10 protein-coding genes are annotated in these 13,458 nt (G+C 70.7%); 5 read left to right on the top strand and 5 right to left on the bottom strand.

All coding sequences use genetic code 11. The annotated features are described in order from the left end of the window. Nucleotide 1 precedes the first annotated feature (1 nt). The 5 genes from A8711_RS12940 to A8711_RS12920 are packed head-to-tail and all read left to right on the top strand — an operon-like array spanning nucleotide 2 to nucleotide 5,477. On the top strand, nucleotides 2-1,051 hold the full coding sequence (locus A8711_RS12940; RefSeq protein ID WP_069088338.1) for a thiamine-monophosphate kinase: 1,050 nt from the start codon (nucleotides 2-4) through the stop codon (nucleotides 1,049-1,051). Beyond that, nucleotides 1,051-2,046, top strand: a complete 996-nt coding sequence (locus A8711_RS12935) for an NAD(P)-dependent oxidoreductase (RefSeq protein WP_069088337.1) — start codon at nucleotides 1,051-1,053, stop codon at nucleotides 2,044-2,046. Before A8711_RS12940 ends, A8711_RS12935 begins: the two co-directional genes overlap by 1 nt. Continuing rightward, nucleotides 2,033-2,953, top strand: a complete 921-nt coding sequence (locus A8711_RS12930) for a diacylglycerol kinase family protein (protein ID WP_043322980.1) — start codon at nucleotides 2,033-2,035, stop codon at nucleotides 2,951-2,953. Before A8711_RS12935 ends, A8711_RS12930 begins: the two co-directional genes overlap by 14 nt. Nucleotides 2,954-2,973: 20 nt before the next feature. Next, nucleotides 2,974-4,290, top strand: coding sequence for a glycosyltransferase (locus A8711_RS12925; protein ID WP_104112261.1), 1,317 nt, complete (start codon nucleotides 2,974-2,976; stop codon nucleotides 4,288-4,290). Continuing rightward, nucleotides 4,287-5,477: an acyltransferase gene (locus A8711_RS12920; protein ID WP_083297003.1), complete on the top strand. Its 1,191-nt coding sequence runs from the start codon at nucleotides 4,287-4,289 to the stop codon at nucleotides 5,475-5,477. The genes A8711_RS12925 and A8711_RS12920 overlap by 4 nt, the downstream gene beginning before the upstream one ends. Before the next feature lie 65 nt (nucleotides 5,478-5,542). Here A8711_RS12920 and A8711_RS12915 read toward each other — a convergent pair whose 3' ends face one another. From A8711_RS12915 to A8711_RS12895, 5 genes are all read right to left on the bottom strand, one after another. Continuing rightward, on the bottom strand, nucleotides 5,543-6,883 hold the full coding sequence (locus tag A8711_RS12915; RefSeq protein ID WP_158629871.1) for a cytochrome P450: 1,341 nt from the start codon (nucleotides 6,881-6,883) through the stop codon (nucleotides 5,543-5,545). A 151-nt stretch (nucleotides 6,884-7,034) separates the two neighbouring features. Beyond that, complete coding sequence (locus tag A8711_RS12910) at nucleotides 7,035-8,690, bottom strand: glycoside hydrolase family 43 protein (RefSeq protein ID WP_176722807.1); 1,656 nt, start codon at nucleotides 8,688-8,690, stop codon at nucleotides 7,035-7,037. 285 nt (nucleotides 8,691-8,975) lie between these two features. Then, entirely contained in the window at nucleotides 8,976-10,424 is a 1,449-nt protein-coding gene (locus A8711_RS12905; RefSeq protein WP_083297001.1) for an RICIN domain-containing protein, read from the bottom strand. A 38-nt stretch (nucleotides 10,425-10,462) separates the two neighbouring features. Continuing rightward, on the bottom strand, nucleotides 10,463-11,956 hold the full coding sequence (locus A8711_RS12900) for a family 43 glycosylhydrolase (protein WP_069088334.1): 1,494 nt from the start codon (nucleotides 11,954-11,956) through the stop codon (nucleotides 10,463-10,465). 38 nt (nucleotides 11,957-11,994) lie between these two features. Further along, complete coding sequence (locus A8711_RS12895; protein WP_069088333.1) at nucleotides 11,995-13,449, bottom strand: family 43 glycosylhydrolase; 1,455 nt, start codon at nucleotides 13,447-13,449, stop codon at nucleotides 11,995-11,997. Nucleotides 13,450-13,458: the final 9 nt, after the last annotated feature.

Genomic DNA, 13,458 nt, shown 5'->3' with positions numbered 1-13,458 from the left:
CATGACCTCCACCGCCTGGAACCGGCTGTCCCTGAACGCGGCCGAGGGCAGCCTGATCACTGCGATACGCGAGTGCATGGTCCGGTCGCCCCGGCAGCTCAACAACGCCTTCGAGGCCGACGCCGAACTCCTCGATCTGGGCGCCGGCGGGCTCCTGGCACTGACCGTCGACACGTTGAACGACGGCGCCGAGCTGGCCACCGCCACCACGCCGTACGCGAAGGGGTGGTTGACCACCACCGTCAGCGTGAGTGACCTCGCCGCGGTGGCCGCCGACCCGGTCGCCGTGCTCGTCTCCTGCTCGCTGCGCCGGGACAGATGGACTCTCGAGGACGCCCGCGAGTTCGGGCGCGGCGCGTCCGAGGCCGCCGAACGCTACGGCTGCCACGTCGTTGGCGGTGACACGAACTGGGCCAACGAGGAGAGCTTCACCTCGTGTGCCCTGGGTACGCTGCGCCGCGGTTCCGTCCTGAGCCGGCTCGGCGCCCGGCCCGGTGACGCGCTCTACGTGACCGGTCCGGTCGGAGCCGGCAACGCGGTCGGATTCCGCACCCTGGCGCTGGGCGGCACGGCGGCGGGCGATCCGTGGCTGCCCGAGGCGCGGGTGGCCGCGGGCGATCCACTGCGCCGGTACGCCCGGGCGTGCATCGACACCAGCGACGGCCTGTTGAGCGCGGCGGTCAGCCTGGCCGAGCTCAATGGCCTGGGGGTCGAGGTGGTGCTGCACGACGAGGTGTACGCGCCGATCGCCTCCGCCGTCGCGGAGGCGGCCCGCCTGCCCCGGTGGTGCTCGGCTGCCGCGGAGTGGGGCGAATTCGAGCTGCTGTACGCGATCGATCCGGCCGACGCGGAGCGATGCTCCCGGGCGATGTCGGAGCGCGGCCTCCAGCCCGCGCACGTGGGACAGTTCGTCGCCGGCCCGGAACTGCTGCTGATCGACGAGTCAGGCCAGCGCCGGGACCTGCGCACCCTGCTGCCGCGCATGCGGGCGCTCGACCCGGCCGGGTCGTTGCTCGCCGACCTGCGTGCACTGCTGACGGGCGGCTCGTGATGGGGTCCCGTGTCGCGCTGGTGACGGGTGTCACCGGCTGCGTCGGCCGCGCGGTCGCGGCCGCGCTCGCGGAGAACGGCTGGTCGGTACGAGGGCTGGTGCGGACGCCCGCACCGGACCACGCGACGTACGCGGCGCACCTCGGTGACCTGACCGATCCGGACTCGCTGCGTGGCTCCTGCGCGGGCGTCGACCTCGTGGTGCACGCGGCCGCCGATCTGACCGACTGGCGGCCCGGCCCTCGCATCTGGCAGGTGAACCGGGACGGCACCCGGGCGGTGCTGGACGAGGCGCGACGCTGCGGCGTCTCCCGGTTCGTCTACCTGAGCACCGTCGACGTCTTCGGTTTCGACGCCGCGAAGGTCATCGACGAGGCGTCACCGCGGCGGGTGCCGCGATACCCGTACCCGCTGTCGAAAGCTGCCGGGGAAGACGTGGCGTGGTCGTACCACGGAAACGGCCTGGACGTCACTGTGGTGTACCCCGCCTGGGTCTTCGGACCCGGTGACCGCAATTTCCTGCCCGAGCTCGTGCGCGGACTGCGAGACGGCAAGCTCGTCCAGTTCGACCGCGGCGCGCCCCCGATCGAGTTGACGTACAGCGCGAACCTGGCCGACGCGATCGTGCTGGCCGGCACCGCACCCGGGTGCGCGGGTGGGCGGTTCATCGTCGGCGACTCGTACGGCCTGACCCTGGGGCGGCTGTTCGTCGCGGTGGCCGAGCGGATCGGGGCACGGCCACCGACCTCGTCGGTCCCGTTCGGCGCGGCGCTGGCCGTGGGCGCGCTGTCCGAACTGGCCGGGCTCGCCGGCATCGGCACCGGGTCGGGCCGGCCGTTGCTCACCCGTTACGCGGTCCGGTCCGTCGCCGGAGGAATGCGGTACGACGTCGGCCGGATCCGGTCGATCGGCTATTCACCACGGGTCGGCTTCGCGGAGGCGCTGAGCCACTCCCTGGCGGACCTGACGAAGGAGCAGGCACATGGCGGCCGGTGAGCGCGGCCCGGCCGTCTGCATCGTCAACCCCGCTTCCGGGGTCCAGCGCGGGCGCACGATCGAGCAGCGGATCGCCACCGAGCTACCCGAGGCGGACTGCTGGTTCACCCGCCACCCCGGGCACGGCATCGCGCTCGGGCGACAGGCGGTGGAGGACGGGTACGGCACGGTGGTGGCGGTCGGTGGTGACGGCACACTGTCCGAGGTCGCCAACGGGGTGCTGGTGGCGGGCGGGGAGAAGGTGCGGCTGGCGTACGTGCCGGCCGGCACCTGCAACGACTTCGCCCGCGGCCTGCGGCCGGTCGCCGACCTCGGCGGTCTGCTCGACCGCGCCCGCGACCGGGAGACCGATGTCGGCGAGGTGACCTTCACCCGGCCCGACGGCACCCGGGGCCACAGGTACTTCCTCGTCAGCTGCACGGTCGGGCTGATCAGCGTGATCGGCCAGCGGTTCACCGAGAAGACACCCGCCAACCGGGTCCTCAAGCGGCTCAACCTCCAACTCGCCGAGACGGCGTCCAGCATCCGGACGCTCGCCCGCTGGCGGCCCGTCGCGGTGCGGCTGGAACTCGACGGCGAACCGTCGCACCAGATCATCACCAATCTGGCCGTGCTCAAGGTGCCGTACTTCGCCGGCGGGCTGACCTTCGGCCGCGCCGAGCCGCCGCGGGCGGGTTACCTGGACGCGGTGCGGGTGGCCGGCGTGGGCCGGGCCGGCGTGGCCGGGCTGATGTGGCGGGTGTTCCGCGGCGCCGCCGCGGGACACCCGGCGATCCACCGGCAGGAGGTGCGCACCGTGCGTGTCGACGCGGACAGCCCGCTGCCGGTGGAGGTGGACGGCGAGATCGTCGGACGTACCCCGGCCGAGTTTTCGATACATCAGTCGCGTCTGACGACTGTGGTATGAGCCCAGCGAGGGAGCGAGACGTGCCTGCCCCGAACACGTTCCACATCGGACTGGTGGTCCCCGACTACACCGGTCAGCTCAGCCCGATGGCGACGCTCGGCAGGGAACTGCTCCGACGCGGCCACCGGGTCACCCTGGTCTCCCTGCCGGACGCCGGGACGAGGTCGTTCACGGCCGGGTTCGCCTTCGCACCGATCGGCGAGCGCGAGTTTCCGGTCGGCACACTGGCCCGCTTCTCCGAGGAACAGGGCCGGCTGACCGGTCTGGCCGCGATCCGTTTCATCGTCCGCGGTTACGTACGGGAGGTCGAGGTCCTCCTGCGGGACCTACCGGGGCTGGTGCAGCGGCACGGCATTGACGCGCTGCTGGTGGACCAGGTCTACGGCGCGGGCAACTCCGTCGCGGAACACCTCGACCTTCCGGTCGTGAACGTCTGCAACGCGCTGGCGCTGAACACCGAGCCGGGTGTACCACCGTTCATGACGGCGTGGCCGTACCATCCCTCACTGCTCGCGCGCGTGCGCAACATGCTGGGCGACCAGGTGATCGCCTGGGTCATCCGGCCGGTGGTGCAACGGATCAACGAACGTCGCGCCGCATGGGGCCTGCCGCCGGTCAAGGGAGTCAACGACGGCTCGGACCTCGCCCAGATCACCCAGCAGCCGCCGTTCTTCGACTTCCCGCGCACCCGGTTGCCGGACACGTTCCACTACACCGGGCCGTTCCATGACGAGGACAGCACCGAGCCGGTGTCCTTCCCGTGGGAGAAGCTCGACGGTCGCCCGTTGATCTACGCGTCGATGGGCACCCTCCAGAACCGCCTCCCGCACATCTTCCGGGCGATCGCCCAGGCGTGCTCCGGACTCGACGCGCAACTGGTCGTCTCCCTCGGCAGCACGGATGTCGAGCCGCCGGCCGACCTGGCCGGCAACCCGATCGTGGTGCGGTACGCACCACAGCTCGACCTGCTGGCGCGGGCGTCCCTCGTCATCACGCACGCCGGAATCAACACCACGCTGGAGTCCCTCGCCCACGGCGTGCCGATGGTCGCGCTACCCGTGGGCAACGACCAGCCGGGCGTGGCGGCCCGGCTCAAGTACCTCGGCGCGGGCGAGTTCATCCCGGTGCACAAGGTGACTCCGGGGCGGCTTCGTGCGGCCGTCGACAGGGTGAGCGGCGACCCCGCCTACCGGGCGAAGGCCCAGCACTACAAGCGCAGGATCGCGGAGTTGGACGGCGTACGGCGCGCGGCCGACATCGCGGAGCAGGCGTTCCGGACGCGCCGGCCGGTACGCCGACAGGAGTTGTCCGACACCACGGAGGGTGGCCGCCGATGACACAGCAGGCGGGCCGCATGGCCCGGCAGTTGCCGACGCTCAACGGGTTGCGGGGGATCGCGGCCGTGACGGTTTTCTTCTCCCACACGACGTTGTTCGGCTTCTTCGCCGACGACCGGATCGACGACTGGTGGTTCGCCGTCCTCAGCCGGACCGGCTCTGCCGCCCTCGGCTTCTTCTTCATCCTCAGCGGCTTCGTCCTGACCTGGTCAGCTCCGGAGCACGAGCCGAAGCGCCAGTTCTGGCGCCGCCGGGCCGCCCGGATCCTGCCGAACCATCTGGTCGTGTGCGCCGCGGTCGTCGTTCTCATGGTCCTGATCCGGGGCGGCGCGCCGCTGTGGCCGACGCTGGCGAACATCACGCTGGTGCAGAGCTGGATTCCGGACGAGTTCATCTTCAACGGAATCAATCCGCCGAGCTGGTCGCTGAGCTGTGAGATCTTCTTCTATGCGTCGTTCCCGTGGCTGCTCGCCGGGTTCCGGCGGCTCTCCGCCGCCTGGCTGTGGTGGATCGCCGGTGGCATCGTCGCCGCGATGCTCGTCGCCCCCGTCGTCTCCACGGCGTTCCTTCCCGCCGAGCCGACGTACACCTATGCGGATGCGGCATTTCCGCAGTTCTGGTTCGTGCAACAGTTTCCGCTGATCCGGATGCTGGACTTCCTCCTCGGGATCGTCATCGCCCGGCTCGTCATGCAGGGCCTGTGGTTCCGGCTGAGCCTGCCCGCCGCCGCACTTGTCACGCTGGCCTTCTACGGCGTCTCCGAGGTCGTGCCGCTGCTCTACTCGGTCGTCGCGGCGATGGTCGTCCCGCTCGCGCTGCTGGTGGCCGCCGCAGCCCGGGCCGACGTCGAGGGGCACCGCTCACCACTGCGCGGGCCGGTCGCCGGCTGGCTGGGCGACACGTCCTTCGCCTTCTATCTCATCCACATCCTGGTGCTGTACGGCGCCGGCAACATGTCCGCGAACGGCTTCGGTGTCGCCGCTGCGCTGGCCGTCATGGTCGGCGCGTACCTGGTGACGCTCGGCCTCGCGTCGCTGTTGCACGTCAGCGTGGAACGGCCGATGATGCGCCGGTTCGCCAGGTCCCGCAGGCGTGCCGCCGATCCCCGGCCCGCCGCGGTGACTGGCGCTCCACCAGCCGTCGAGGCGGTGCCCGCCGCGAAGGGCGAAGGGTCGCGGGTCACGTAGCGACCGACCCTCACCGGAGCCGGACGCGCCCTGGCTGACCCCGTCGGATCAGCCAGGGCGCCGGTTCACCGGACGGTCAGCGTGGCCCGGACCGCGCCGGCCGGACGCAGAGTGACCATCGGTACGAGCTCCAGCCTCTCGTCGCGCGTGTCGACGCGATAGCGGGCGAGCAACGCGCTCAGCAGTACGGTCATCTCCAGCAGCGCGAAGTGTTCCCCGATGCAGCTACGCGGCCCGCCACCGAAAGGGAAATACGCATAGCGCGGCCGCTCCTGCCGGCCGAGGAACCGGTCGGGCTCGAAGCGCTCGGGGTCGGGCCAGAACTCCGGGTGCCGGTGCGTGACCCAGGGAGCGAGTACCACCTTGGTGTTGGCGGGAATCCGGTGACCGGAGACGACGACGTCCGTCTCGGACATCCGCTCCATGCTGTACACGGGCGGGTACAGCCGCATGCCTTCCAGGACCGCGGCCCGCACCAGTTCCCCGTCGCCCGTGGCGGCCTCGGCCGCGACCCGCTCCTGCACGTCGGGATGGCGGCCCAGCAGGTGCATGGTGAAGGCCAGCCCGGCCGAGGTCGTCTCGTGGCCGGCGAGCAGGAACACCAGGACCTGGTCCCGGATCTCCTCGATGGACAGCGCCTGCCCGGTCTCCGGATCCTCGGCCGCGAACAACCGGCTGAGCAGATCCTCCTTACCCTCCCCGACCGCCCGGCCCTGTCGGTCGGCGATGATGCGGTCGACGATTTCGTACTGACTCGCGCGTACCTGCCCGATCCGGCGTGCCCGCGGCGTCGGCCAGCTCAGCGGCAGCTTGACCACCTGCAGGGCGCGCGCCAGCGCGAGGTCGCCCAGAATCGGCATCAGCTCCTGCAGACGGGGTACGACCTCGTCGATGTCGTCGCCGAACAGCGCCCGGCCGACGACACGCATGGTGTAGCGCTGCATCACCTGGTAGAGGTCCACGACGGATCCCGTGGTGAGCGCCATGTCGTCGGCGACGCGGGCTGCCTCCTCGGTCATCAGCTCGGTGTAGCGGGCCACCCGGCGCGGCGTGAACAGCGGTTGCAGCGTCCGCCGCTGTCGCAGCCACCGGTCTCCGTCGCTGGTCAGCAGGCCCTCTCCGATGAACTCGCGGAGGATCTCGTACGCGCTCGCGCGGCGGCTGAACACCTGCGGCGTGGTGAGGACCTGGTGGATGCCGTCGGGGTGGTGCACGTTCACCACGTCCATGCTGACGGCGCGCGGCCCCTGGGGCAGTCCGACGTGGTACGCCACCACGTCGCCATACGTGTGGAAGCCGTCCAGAATCGTGCCCAGCAGGTCGCGGCGCAGCGCCGGCAGCATGCCGAGGAGCGGATGCCCGGCCGGACCCGGCACGACGGCGGCCTTTGACAATTGCGTCGTCACGATGATCCCCCGTTCGATCGATCGACGTACGTCGACCATGTTTCCACGTGCCGCGCCGAGACGTCGACCGACCGGGTGCGCAACGCGACGCGGCCGGGCGCGGACGCCGGGGACGGCGCACACACCCGGCCGCGATCAGGCCGGCCACTAGTCACCAGGAGCGGTACGAGGCCCAGTCGAAGTCCGCGTATCCGCCTTCGGCGCCCAGGTCCTGTACCCACAGGCCGACGAACGCGCCGGTGAAGCCCCAGCCCTCCGGCTCACCGTCCACGAGCGTCGCCGCGTACTCGTCGGACAGGATGGTGGCGTCCAGTTCCGCCGGCAGCCCGATCCAGTGCGCCGCGCCGGCTGGTTGATAGGCGAACGTGACACGGGGACCGTCGAAGGTGACCCGCAGCGTGATCTCCCCCGCTTCCGGCAGTTCGACGCGGCACGCGTCGTGCATGGCCCGCCGGCCGTTGTCGGACGACATCACCTCGAGTACCGGCCGCCCGTCGTCGTCGGCGGTCACGTAGGCGAAGTGCCAGTTGCGGGTGTTGTAGTAGGCGGTGACGCCGGCGAGCTGGCGGTAGTTGGCCGGCTCGAAGCGCATGTGCGCGGTCAGCTCGCACTGCTGCGCGGTCACACGGCGCGCGACCAGGCTCGGACGCTGGCGGCCGACCGGCGACTGCCCGCCCTGGATCCGCAGGTACGACGGACGCGACGTGAGGTCCACCCAGTCCGCAGTGGCGGGGCGGCGCAGCGTCGACCACTCCGGGCCGAGCACCGGCCCGGTGAAGTCGTCCCGGTCCTCCGTCGGATCCTCTGCCGGCTCGGCTTCGCCCGGCACCGGCACCGTCACCGCCGGTACCCCGCCCTCGATGCGCGGCCACTCCCCCTCCGGCCACTGCACGGCCTGGATCGCGGTCTCCCGGCCGAGCACGCACCGGCCGAGTGGGGTGTACGGCCGGGCGGTCAGGTGCGCCAGGTACCAACGCCCGTCCGGCGTGGACACGAGACTGCCGTGGCCGGCCTTCTGCAGCTCCAGCTCGGGACGACCGTGCGAGGTGAGCATCGGGCCGGCCGGATCGACCTCGTACGGCCCGAACAGGCTACGCGAGCGGGCCACTGTCACCTGGTGCGTCCAGGACGTGCCACCCTCCGCGGTCACCAGGTAGTACCAGCCGTCCTTCTGGTACAGGTGCGGCCCTTCGGTGACGCCGACCGTGGTGCCGTGGAAGATGACCCGTTCGGTGCCGACGAGGCGACGGGCCTCACGGTCGTACTGCTGGATCTGAATGCCGGCGAACCGGTCGCGGCCGGGCCGCCAGTCCGCGGTCATTGACAGCATCCAGGTCGTGCCGTCCTCGTCGTGGAACAACGCCGCGTCGAACCCGCGCCCGTGCAGCACCACCGGATCCGACCAGGGCCCGGCCAGGTCGGACGCGGTCACCAGGTAGTTCTGGGGATCCCAGTACCCGCTGGCGAAGCTGGCGACGTCGGCGTAGAGGAGATGGAATTCGCCATCCACATAGGACAGATCGGGCGCCCAGACGCCACAGGAGTCACCCGCTCCGGTGAGGTCGAGAAGACGCCGCTCGGTGAGGACGCCGCCGAGCGGGCGCCAGTGCACCAGGTCGGTCGAGTGGTGCAGGCGGACACCCGGGTACCACTCGAAGGTCGACGTCGCGATGTAGTAATCGGTGCCGACGCGCAAGATCGACGGGTCGGGGTTGAAGCCGGGAAGAACCGGATTTCGGATCAGACGGCCGCGCACCTCGCCGCCGTGGGGCCCGGCTGTTTCGGGGCTCTTTGTTGCGGTCGTCATGTCGCTTCTCCGTAGCGGTAGCTTGTCGAAAGTTTCGGCGAACTTCGATCGCCCGACCGGCACAGACTATCCGTTGAAGCGTTCTAGTGACAATGTCGACGACCAGTACATCTGTGTTCTGTTAGCGCTTTCTGTTTCCGGAACTTCTTCCGATAGTTCATCCCGTCACCCCCTCGGCGGCCCCGCAATGAGAGCCCGGCCCGGCCCTGCTTCCGGCGGCTGGGCCGGCCCGAGAAAGCCCGGGCCGGCCCAGCCGGTGACGTGGTGGCGCCAGGCGGCGCGCGGTCAGACGCTGATCCGGCCGGCGCCGGCGCCCGCCGTCACGACGGACTTCACGTCGCAGGCGGCGTCCATCGTGTACGGGTACGGGATGCCGGCGACGCTGCCTCCGGCCTGCCCGGCCCCCGAGTTGACGAAGCAGTTGTTGCGTGCGACCAGGGATCCGGGGCCGGAGGAGCCCTCGCCCCGGTGGTAGGGGTCGGCGGTGTTCTCGAAGTAGTTGCCCTCCACGAGCACCCCGGCGTTCATCGTCGACGCCACCCCGTAGCCGCCGACGTTGCTGTAGAGGTTGTTGTAGACGTGGACCGGGTTGCCGAAGCGCACCCGCGGGTGGCGCTGGTTGGAGCCGTCGAACCAGTTGTGGTGGTAGGTGACCCGCAGGTGCCCGACGTCCTGGCTGCCGTTGTCGTCGCTGTGGCCCAGCAGCATCGACTTGTCGTGACCGTAGACGCGGTTCCAGGACACGGTGACGAAGTCGGAGCCGCGCTTGATGTCGACAGCGCCGTCGTACCCGTTGGTGAAGCTGTTGTGGTCGATCCAGATGTTGGTGGCCGACTGCTCGACGTTTATCGCGTCATCGTTCCAGTTGCGGAAGTTCAGGTTGCGGACGATGACGTTGCGGTCGCCGCTGACGGTGAATCCGCAGCCGGAGATCGTCGCGCCGGCGTTGCCGAGGATCGTCTTGTTGGAGCGGACCCGCAGCATGCCGGAGCAGGAGATGGTGCCGGACACCCGGATCACCGCGGCGCTGGACGACCCGAGCGCGCTGGACAGGGCGGACGCGCTGGTCACCGTGGTGACGGCGGCGTTGCCGCCGCCGGTGGTGCCGCCGTTCTGGGTGGCCCAGCCGACCAGCCCGGTCTGGGGCGTGCCGGGGCTGCCAGCGCCGATCGGCACCAGTTGCCACTGCTGGTTCCACCCGTTGAGGTCGGCGTACTGGCTGATCCGGGCGCCGTCGGCGGTCGACCGCTCCCAGACCTCCAGGGCCTTGCTGGAGTGCCTGTTGATCAGACGGATGTAGCCGCTGTCCGAGTCGAGGACCTGGAACTGCTGGTTCGTGCCGTTGAGGTCGGGCCACTGCCGGTACTCGGCGCCGTCGGCGGTGTTCCACTCCCACAGGTCGACGACCTTGCCGCTGTTGCGGTTCTGCAGCCGGTAGTAGCCGCTGCCGGAGCTGACGAAGCGGAACTGCTGCCAGGCCCCGTCGTTGCGGGACCACTGCTGGATCACCGCGCCGTCGGCGGTCGAGGTGTCCCGGACGTCGAGGACCTTGCCGCTGTTGCGGTTGACCAGCACGTACCAGGCGCTGGTGTCGATCGCGGCGGCCTGCGCCGGCGGCGCGGCCACCGCCGCCACGCCGATCGCGCCGGCCACCGCCGCCACCAGGGCCAGCACCAGGCCGGCCCGCCGGCGCCGTCGGGCGCCGGGCGGCGACGTCACTGCGGGGTTGAGCATCGTGGACCTCCAAAGGGGGTACGCCGGTTTGCGGGCGCCTACTCCAGGTGGAAGGTGGCAGTGGCCCGGTCGGCGCTGGTGTCCACCGCTTCGAGCTGGAGCAGTCCGTCGCGGTGGCGGACGTACCGGCCGCTGTAGTTCTGCGACTCCAGCGAGAGCGCCTCGGGCGCGGCCAGGCCGGGACGGCGCTGGAAGCTCGCGTCGTTGTCGAACAGGGCGGAGCCGTCGTCGCGTTCGACGTAGAGGGCGAACGCGCGGTGCCTCAGGTAGTAGCCGGGGAAGTTCGTGGACTCCAGCGACACCGATCCGCCGCCGGCGAGGCCGGGGACGATGCGGAACTGCGAGTCGGCCAGCTTCGTCACGTTCGGCTCGACGCGGGCGCGGTAGTCGTAGTGCCGGACGTAGCTCGTCGTCAGGTCGTGTGACCGCAGCCGGACCGGGGTGGCCCCGTCGGGCACGGGGATGCCGAAGTTCGGGGTGCCGTTGGCGTTCCAGTACAGCTTCTGGATCCGGGTCCGCCGGTTCGGGTCGTTGAGCGGGTCGCCGCTGATGTCCCGGTAGTTGCGGTCGTGGTAGACCAGGATGTCGCTCTGCCCGTCCTCGGAGACGGTGAAGGAGTTGTGTCCGGGGCCGTACTGGCCGGTGGCGGCGCTGCTGGCGAACACCGGGGTCGGGCTCTTGCTCCAGGCGGCGGCGTCGAGCAGGTTCGCGCCGGCGGACGCGGTCAGCATGCCGAGGCAGTAGTTGGCGTCGGTGGCGCTCGCCGAGTAGGTGAGGAACACCCGGCCGTTGCGCTGGATCACCGTCGGGCCCTCGGCCACCCGGTAACCCCGGGTCTCCCAGTCGTACGTCGGCACCACCAGCCGGGTCACCGTGCCGGTGATCTGCCACGGGTTGGCGCCCATCCGGGCGAGGTAGACGTTGGAGTTGGTGGAGACGCCGGGTTCCTGCTGGGCCCAGGTCAGGTACCGCACCCCGTTCACGACGAACGTGGAGGCGTCCAGGCTGAACGTGTCCCACGGCGTGGTGATCCGGCCGCGTTCGGTCCACGAGCCGGACAGCGGGTTCGCGCTCGCGTTCTCCAGCACGTACATCCGGATCCGCCACACGTCGTCGGTGCGTCCGGCGGCGAAGTAGACGTACCACCTGCCGTTTATGAAGTGGATCTCCGGCGCCCAGATGTGGGCGCCCATCTCTCCGTTGGTGTGCCGGCGCCAGATCGTCGTCTCCGCGGCGCCGGCCAGTCCCTGGAGGGTGGTGGCCCGCCTGAGCACGATCCGGTCGTACTCCGGCACCGTCGCGGTCATGTAGTAGTAGCCGTCGGTGTGCTTGACGATGTGCGGATCGGCACGCTGGTTGACCAGCGGGTTGGTGTGGTTCACCGCCGGTGCGGCCTGCGCGGGTCCGGCCACCGGCAGGCCGGCGGTCACGGCGATCGCCGCGAGCGCCGCGGCCAGCATCGGCCGCAGGCGACGGCGTGCGGGCGCCGCGCCGGCCCGGTGGGCCGTGCGGAGCAGGTGTCGAAGCGGCATGTGCCCTCCCAGGTGGGCCAGGTATCGGTGGTCCCGGGTCAGTAGACGTAGGGCCAGGCGTCGGCGTCGTAGCCGATGCGGTTGACGCCGAGCAGCGACGCGCCGTTGTCGGCGTAGTAGTGGTAGAAGAGGACGTCGCCGTCGGTGTCGGCGAGGACCGCCTGGTGGCCGGGCCCGTGCACGCTGCCGTGCGAGGCGAGGATCTGGGTGCCGCCCCCGGCGAGCATGTCCCGGCCGGCGCGGTCCAGGAACGGCCCGGTCGGGCTCGCCGAACGGCCGACCATGATCCGGTACGTGCTGGCGGCGCCCTGGCAGCATCTGTCGAACGAGACGTACAGGTAGTACCAGGCGCCGCGCTTGACCAGGACCGGCGCCTCGATGCCGGGGCCGTAGTTCGCGAGACCGTACATGGCGGTGCCGAGCCGGCGTCCGGTGGCCGGGTCGATCGGGATCATCTTGATGCCGGACCAGAACGAGCCGAAGGTGAGCCACCAGCGGTCCTGGTCGTCGACGGTGAGGTTCGGGTCGATGGCGTTGAAGTCGTCGGTGGTCCGCGACTCGACGACCAGCCCCTCGTTGGTCCAGCTCCCGGAGGCTCCGGTGGCGCTGGTGGCCAGGAAGATCGCCGAACGGTTGGAGCCGAAGGTCGACGCCGAGTAGTACAGGTGATAGCGCCCGTTGCGGTACGACAGGTCGGGCGCCCAGAGGTTGCGCGCGCCACCCGTGTACGTGGTGGTCCACGGCGCGCCACCGGGGAAGACGGTGCCCGCGTTGCGGAAGGCCACCCGGTCGGTGGAGGTCTTCAACGCGATGTCGTCACCGGTGTGCGCGACGAGGTAGGTGCCGTCGGGTCGTCTGACCACCGTCGGGTCGTGCACGCCGATGTCGCCGGTGACCCGGCCGGGCTGCGGATACGCCGGCGCCGGAGTGGTGGGTGCCGGGGTGGTCGGCGTCCCGCCGCCCAGGCGGATCAGCTGCCACTGCTGGTTGCCGCCGTCCAGGTCGGAGTAGCCGGCCAGCCGGCCGCCGTCGGCGGTCGACCAGCCCCACACGTCGATCACCTTGTTCCACTGGCGGTTCACGAACCGCACGAACCCGCCCGCGGAGTCCTGCAACCGGAACTGCTGCGTGGCCGACGACCTGTCGGTGGACTGCACCAGCTGGGTGCCGTCGCTGCCGCTCGGCAGTTCCAGCACCTTCCCGCTGTGCCGCGACCGCACCTTGTAGAAGCCGCCACCGGCGTCCACGAACTGCCACTGCTGCACCGCGAGGTCGTTGCGCGTCCACTGGTTCACCGGCGCGTTCTCCGCCGTCGACCAGTCGTACAGGTCCATCGCCTTGCCGCTGTGCAGGTTCACGAACACGTACGACGCGGTCGTGTCCACCGTCGCCGCAGACGCGGGCGGCACCCCGGCCAGCGCCCCCGCGCCGAGTGCCAGGGTCGCCGAGACCACCACCGCAACCGTCCGCGTCGTCTGAGCGGTCCGTGCCACCGAAACCTC

Source organism: Micromonospora sp. II (genome assembly GCF_001709195.1).
Taxonomy (GTDB): domain Bacteria; phylum Actinomycetota; class Actinomycetes; order Mycobacteriales; family Micromonosporaceae; genus Micromonospora; species Micromonospora chalcea.
The sequence above is the reverse complement of the archived record's forward strand: the minus strand, read 5'-3'. Positions and strand labels throughout refer to the sequence as shown.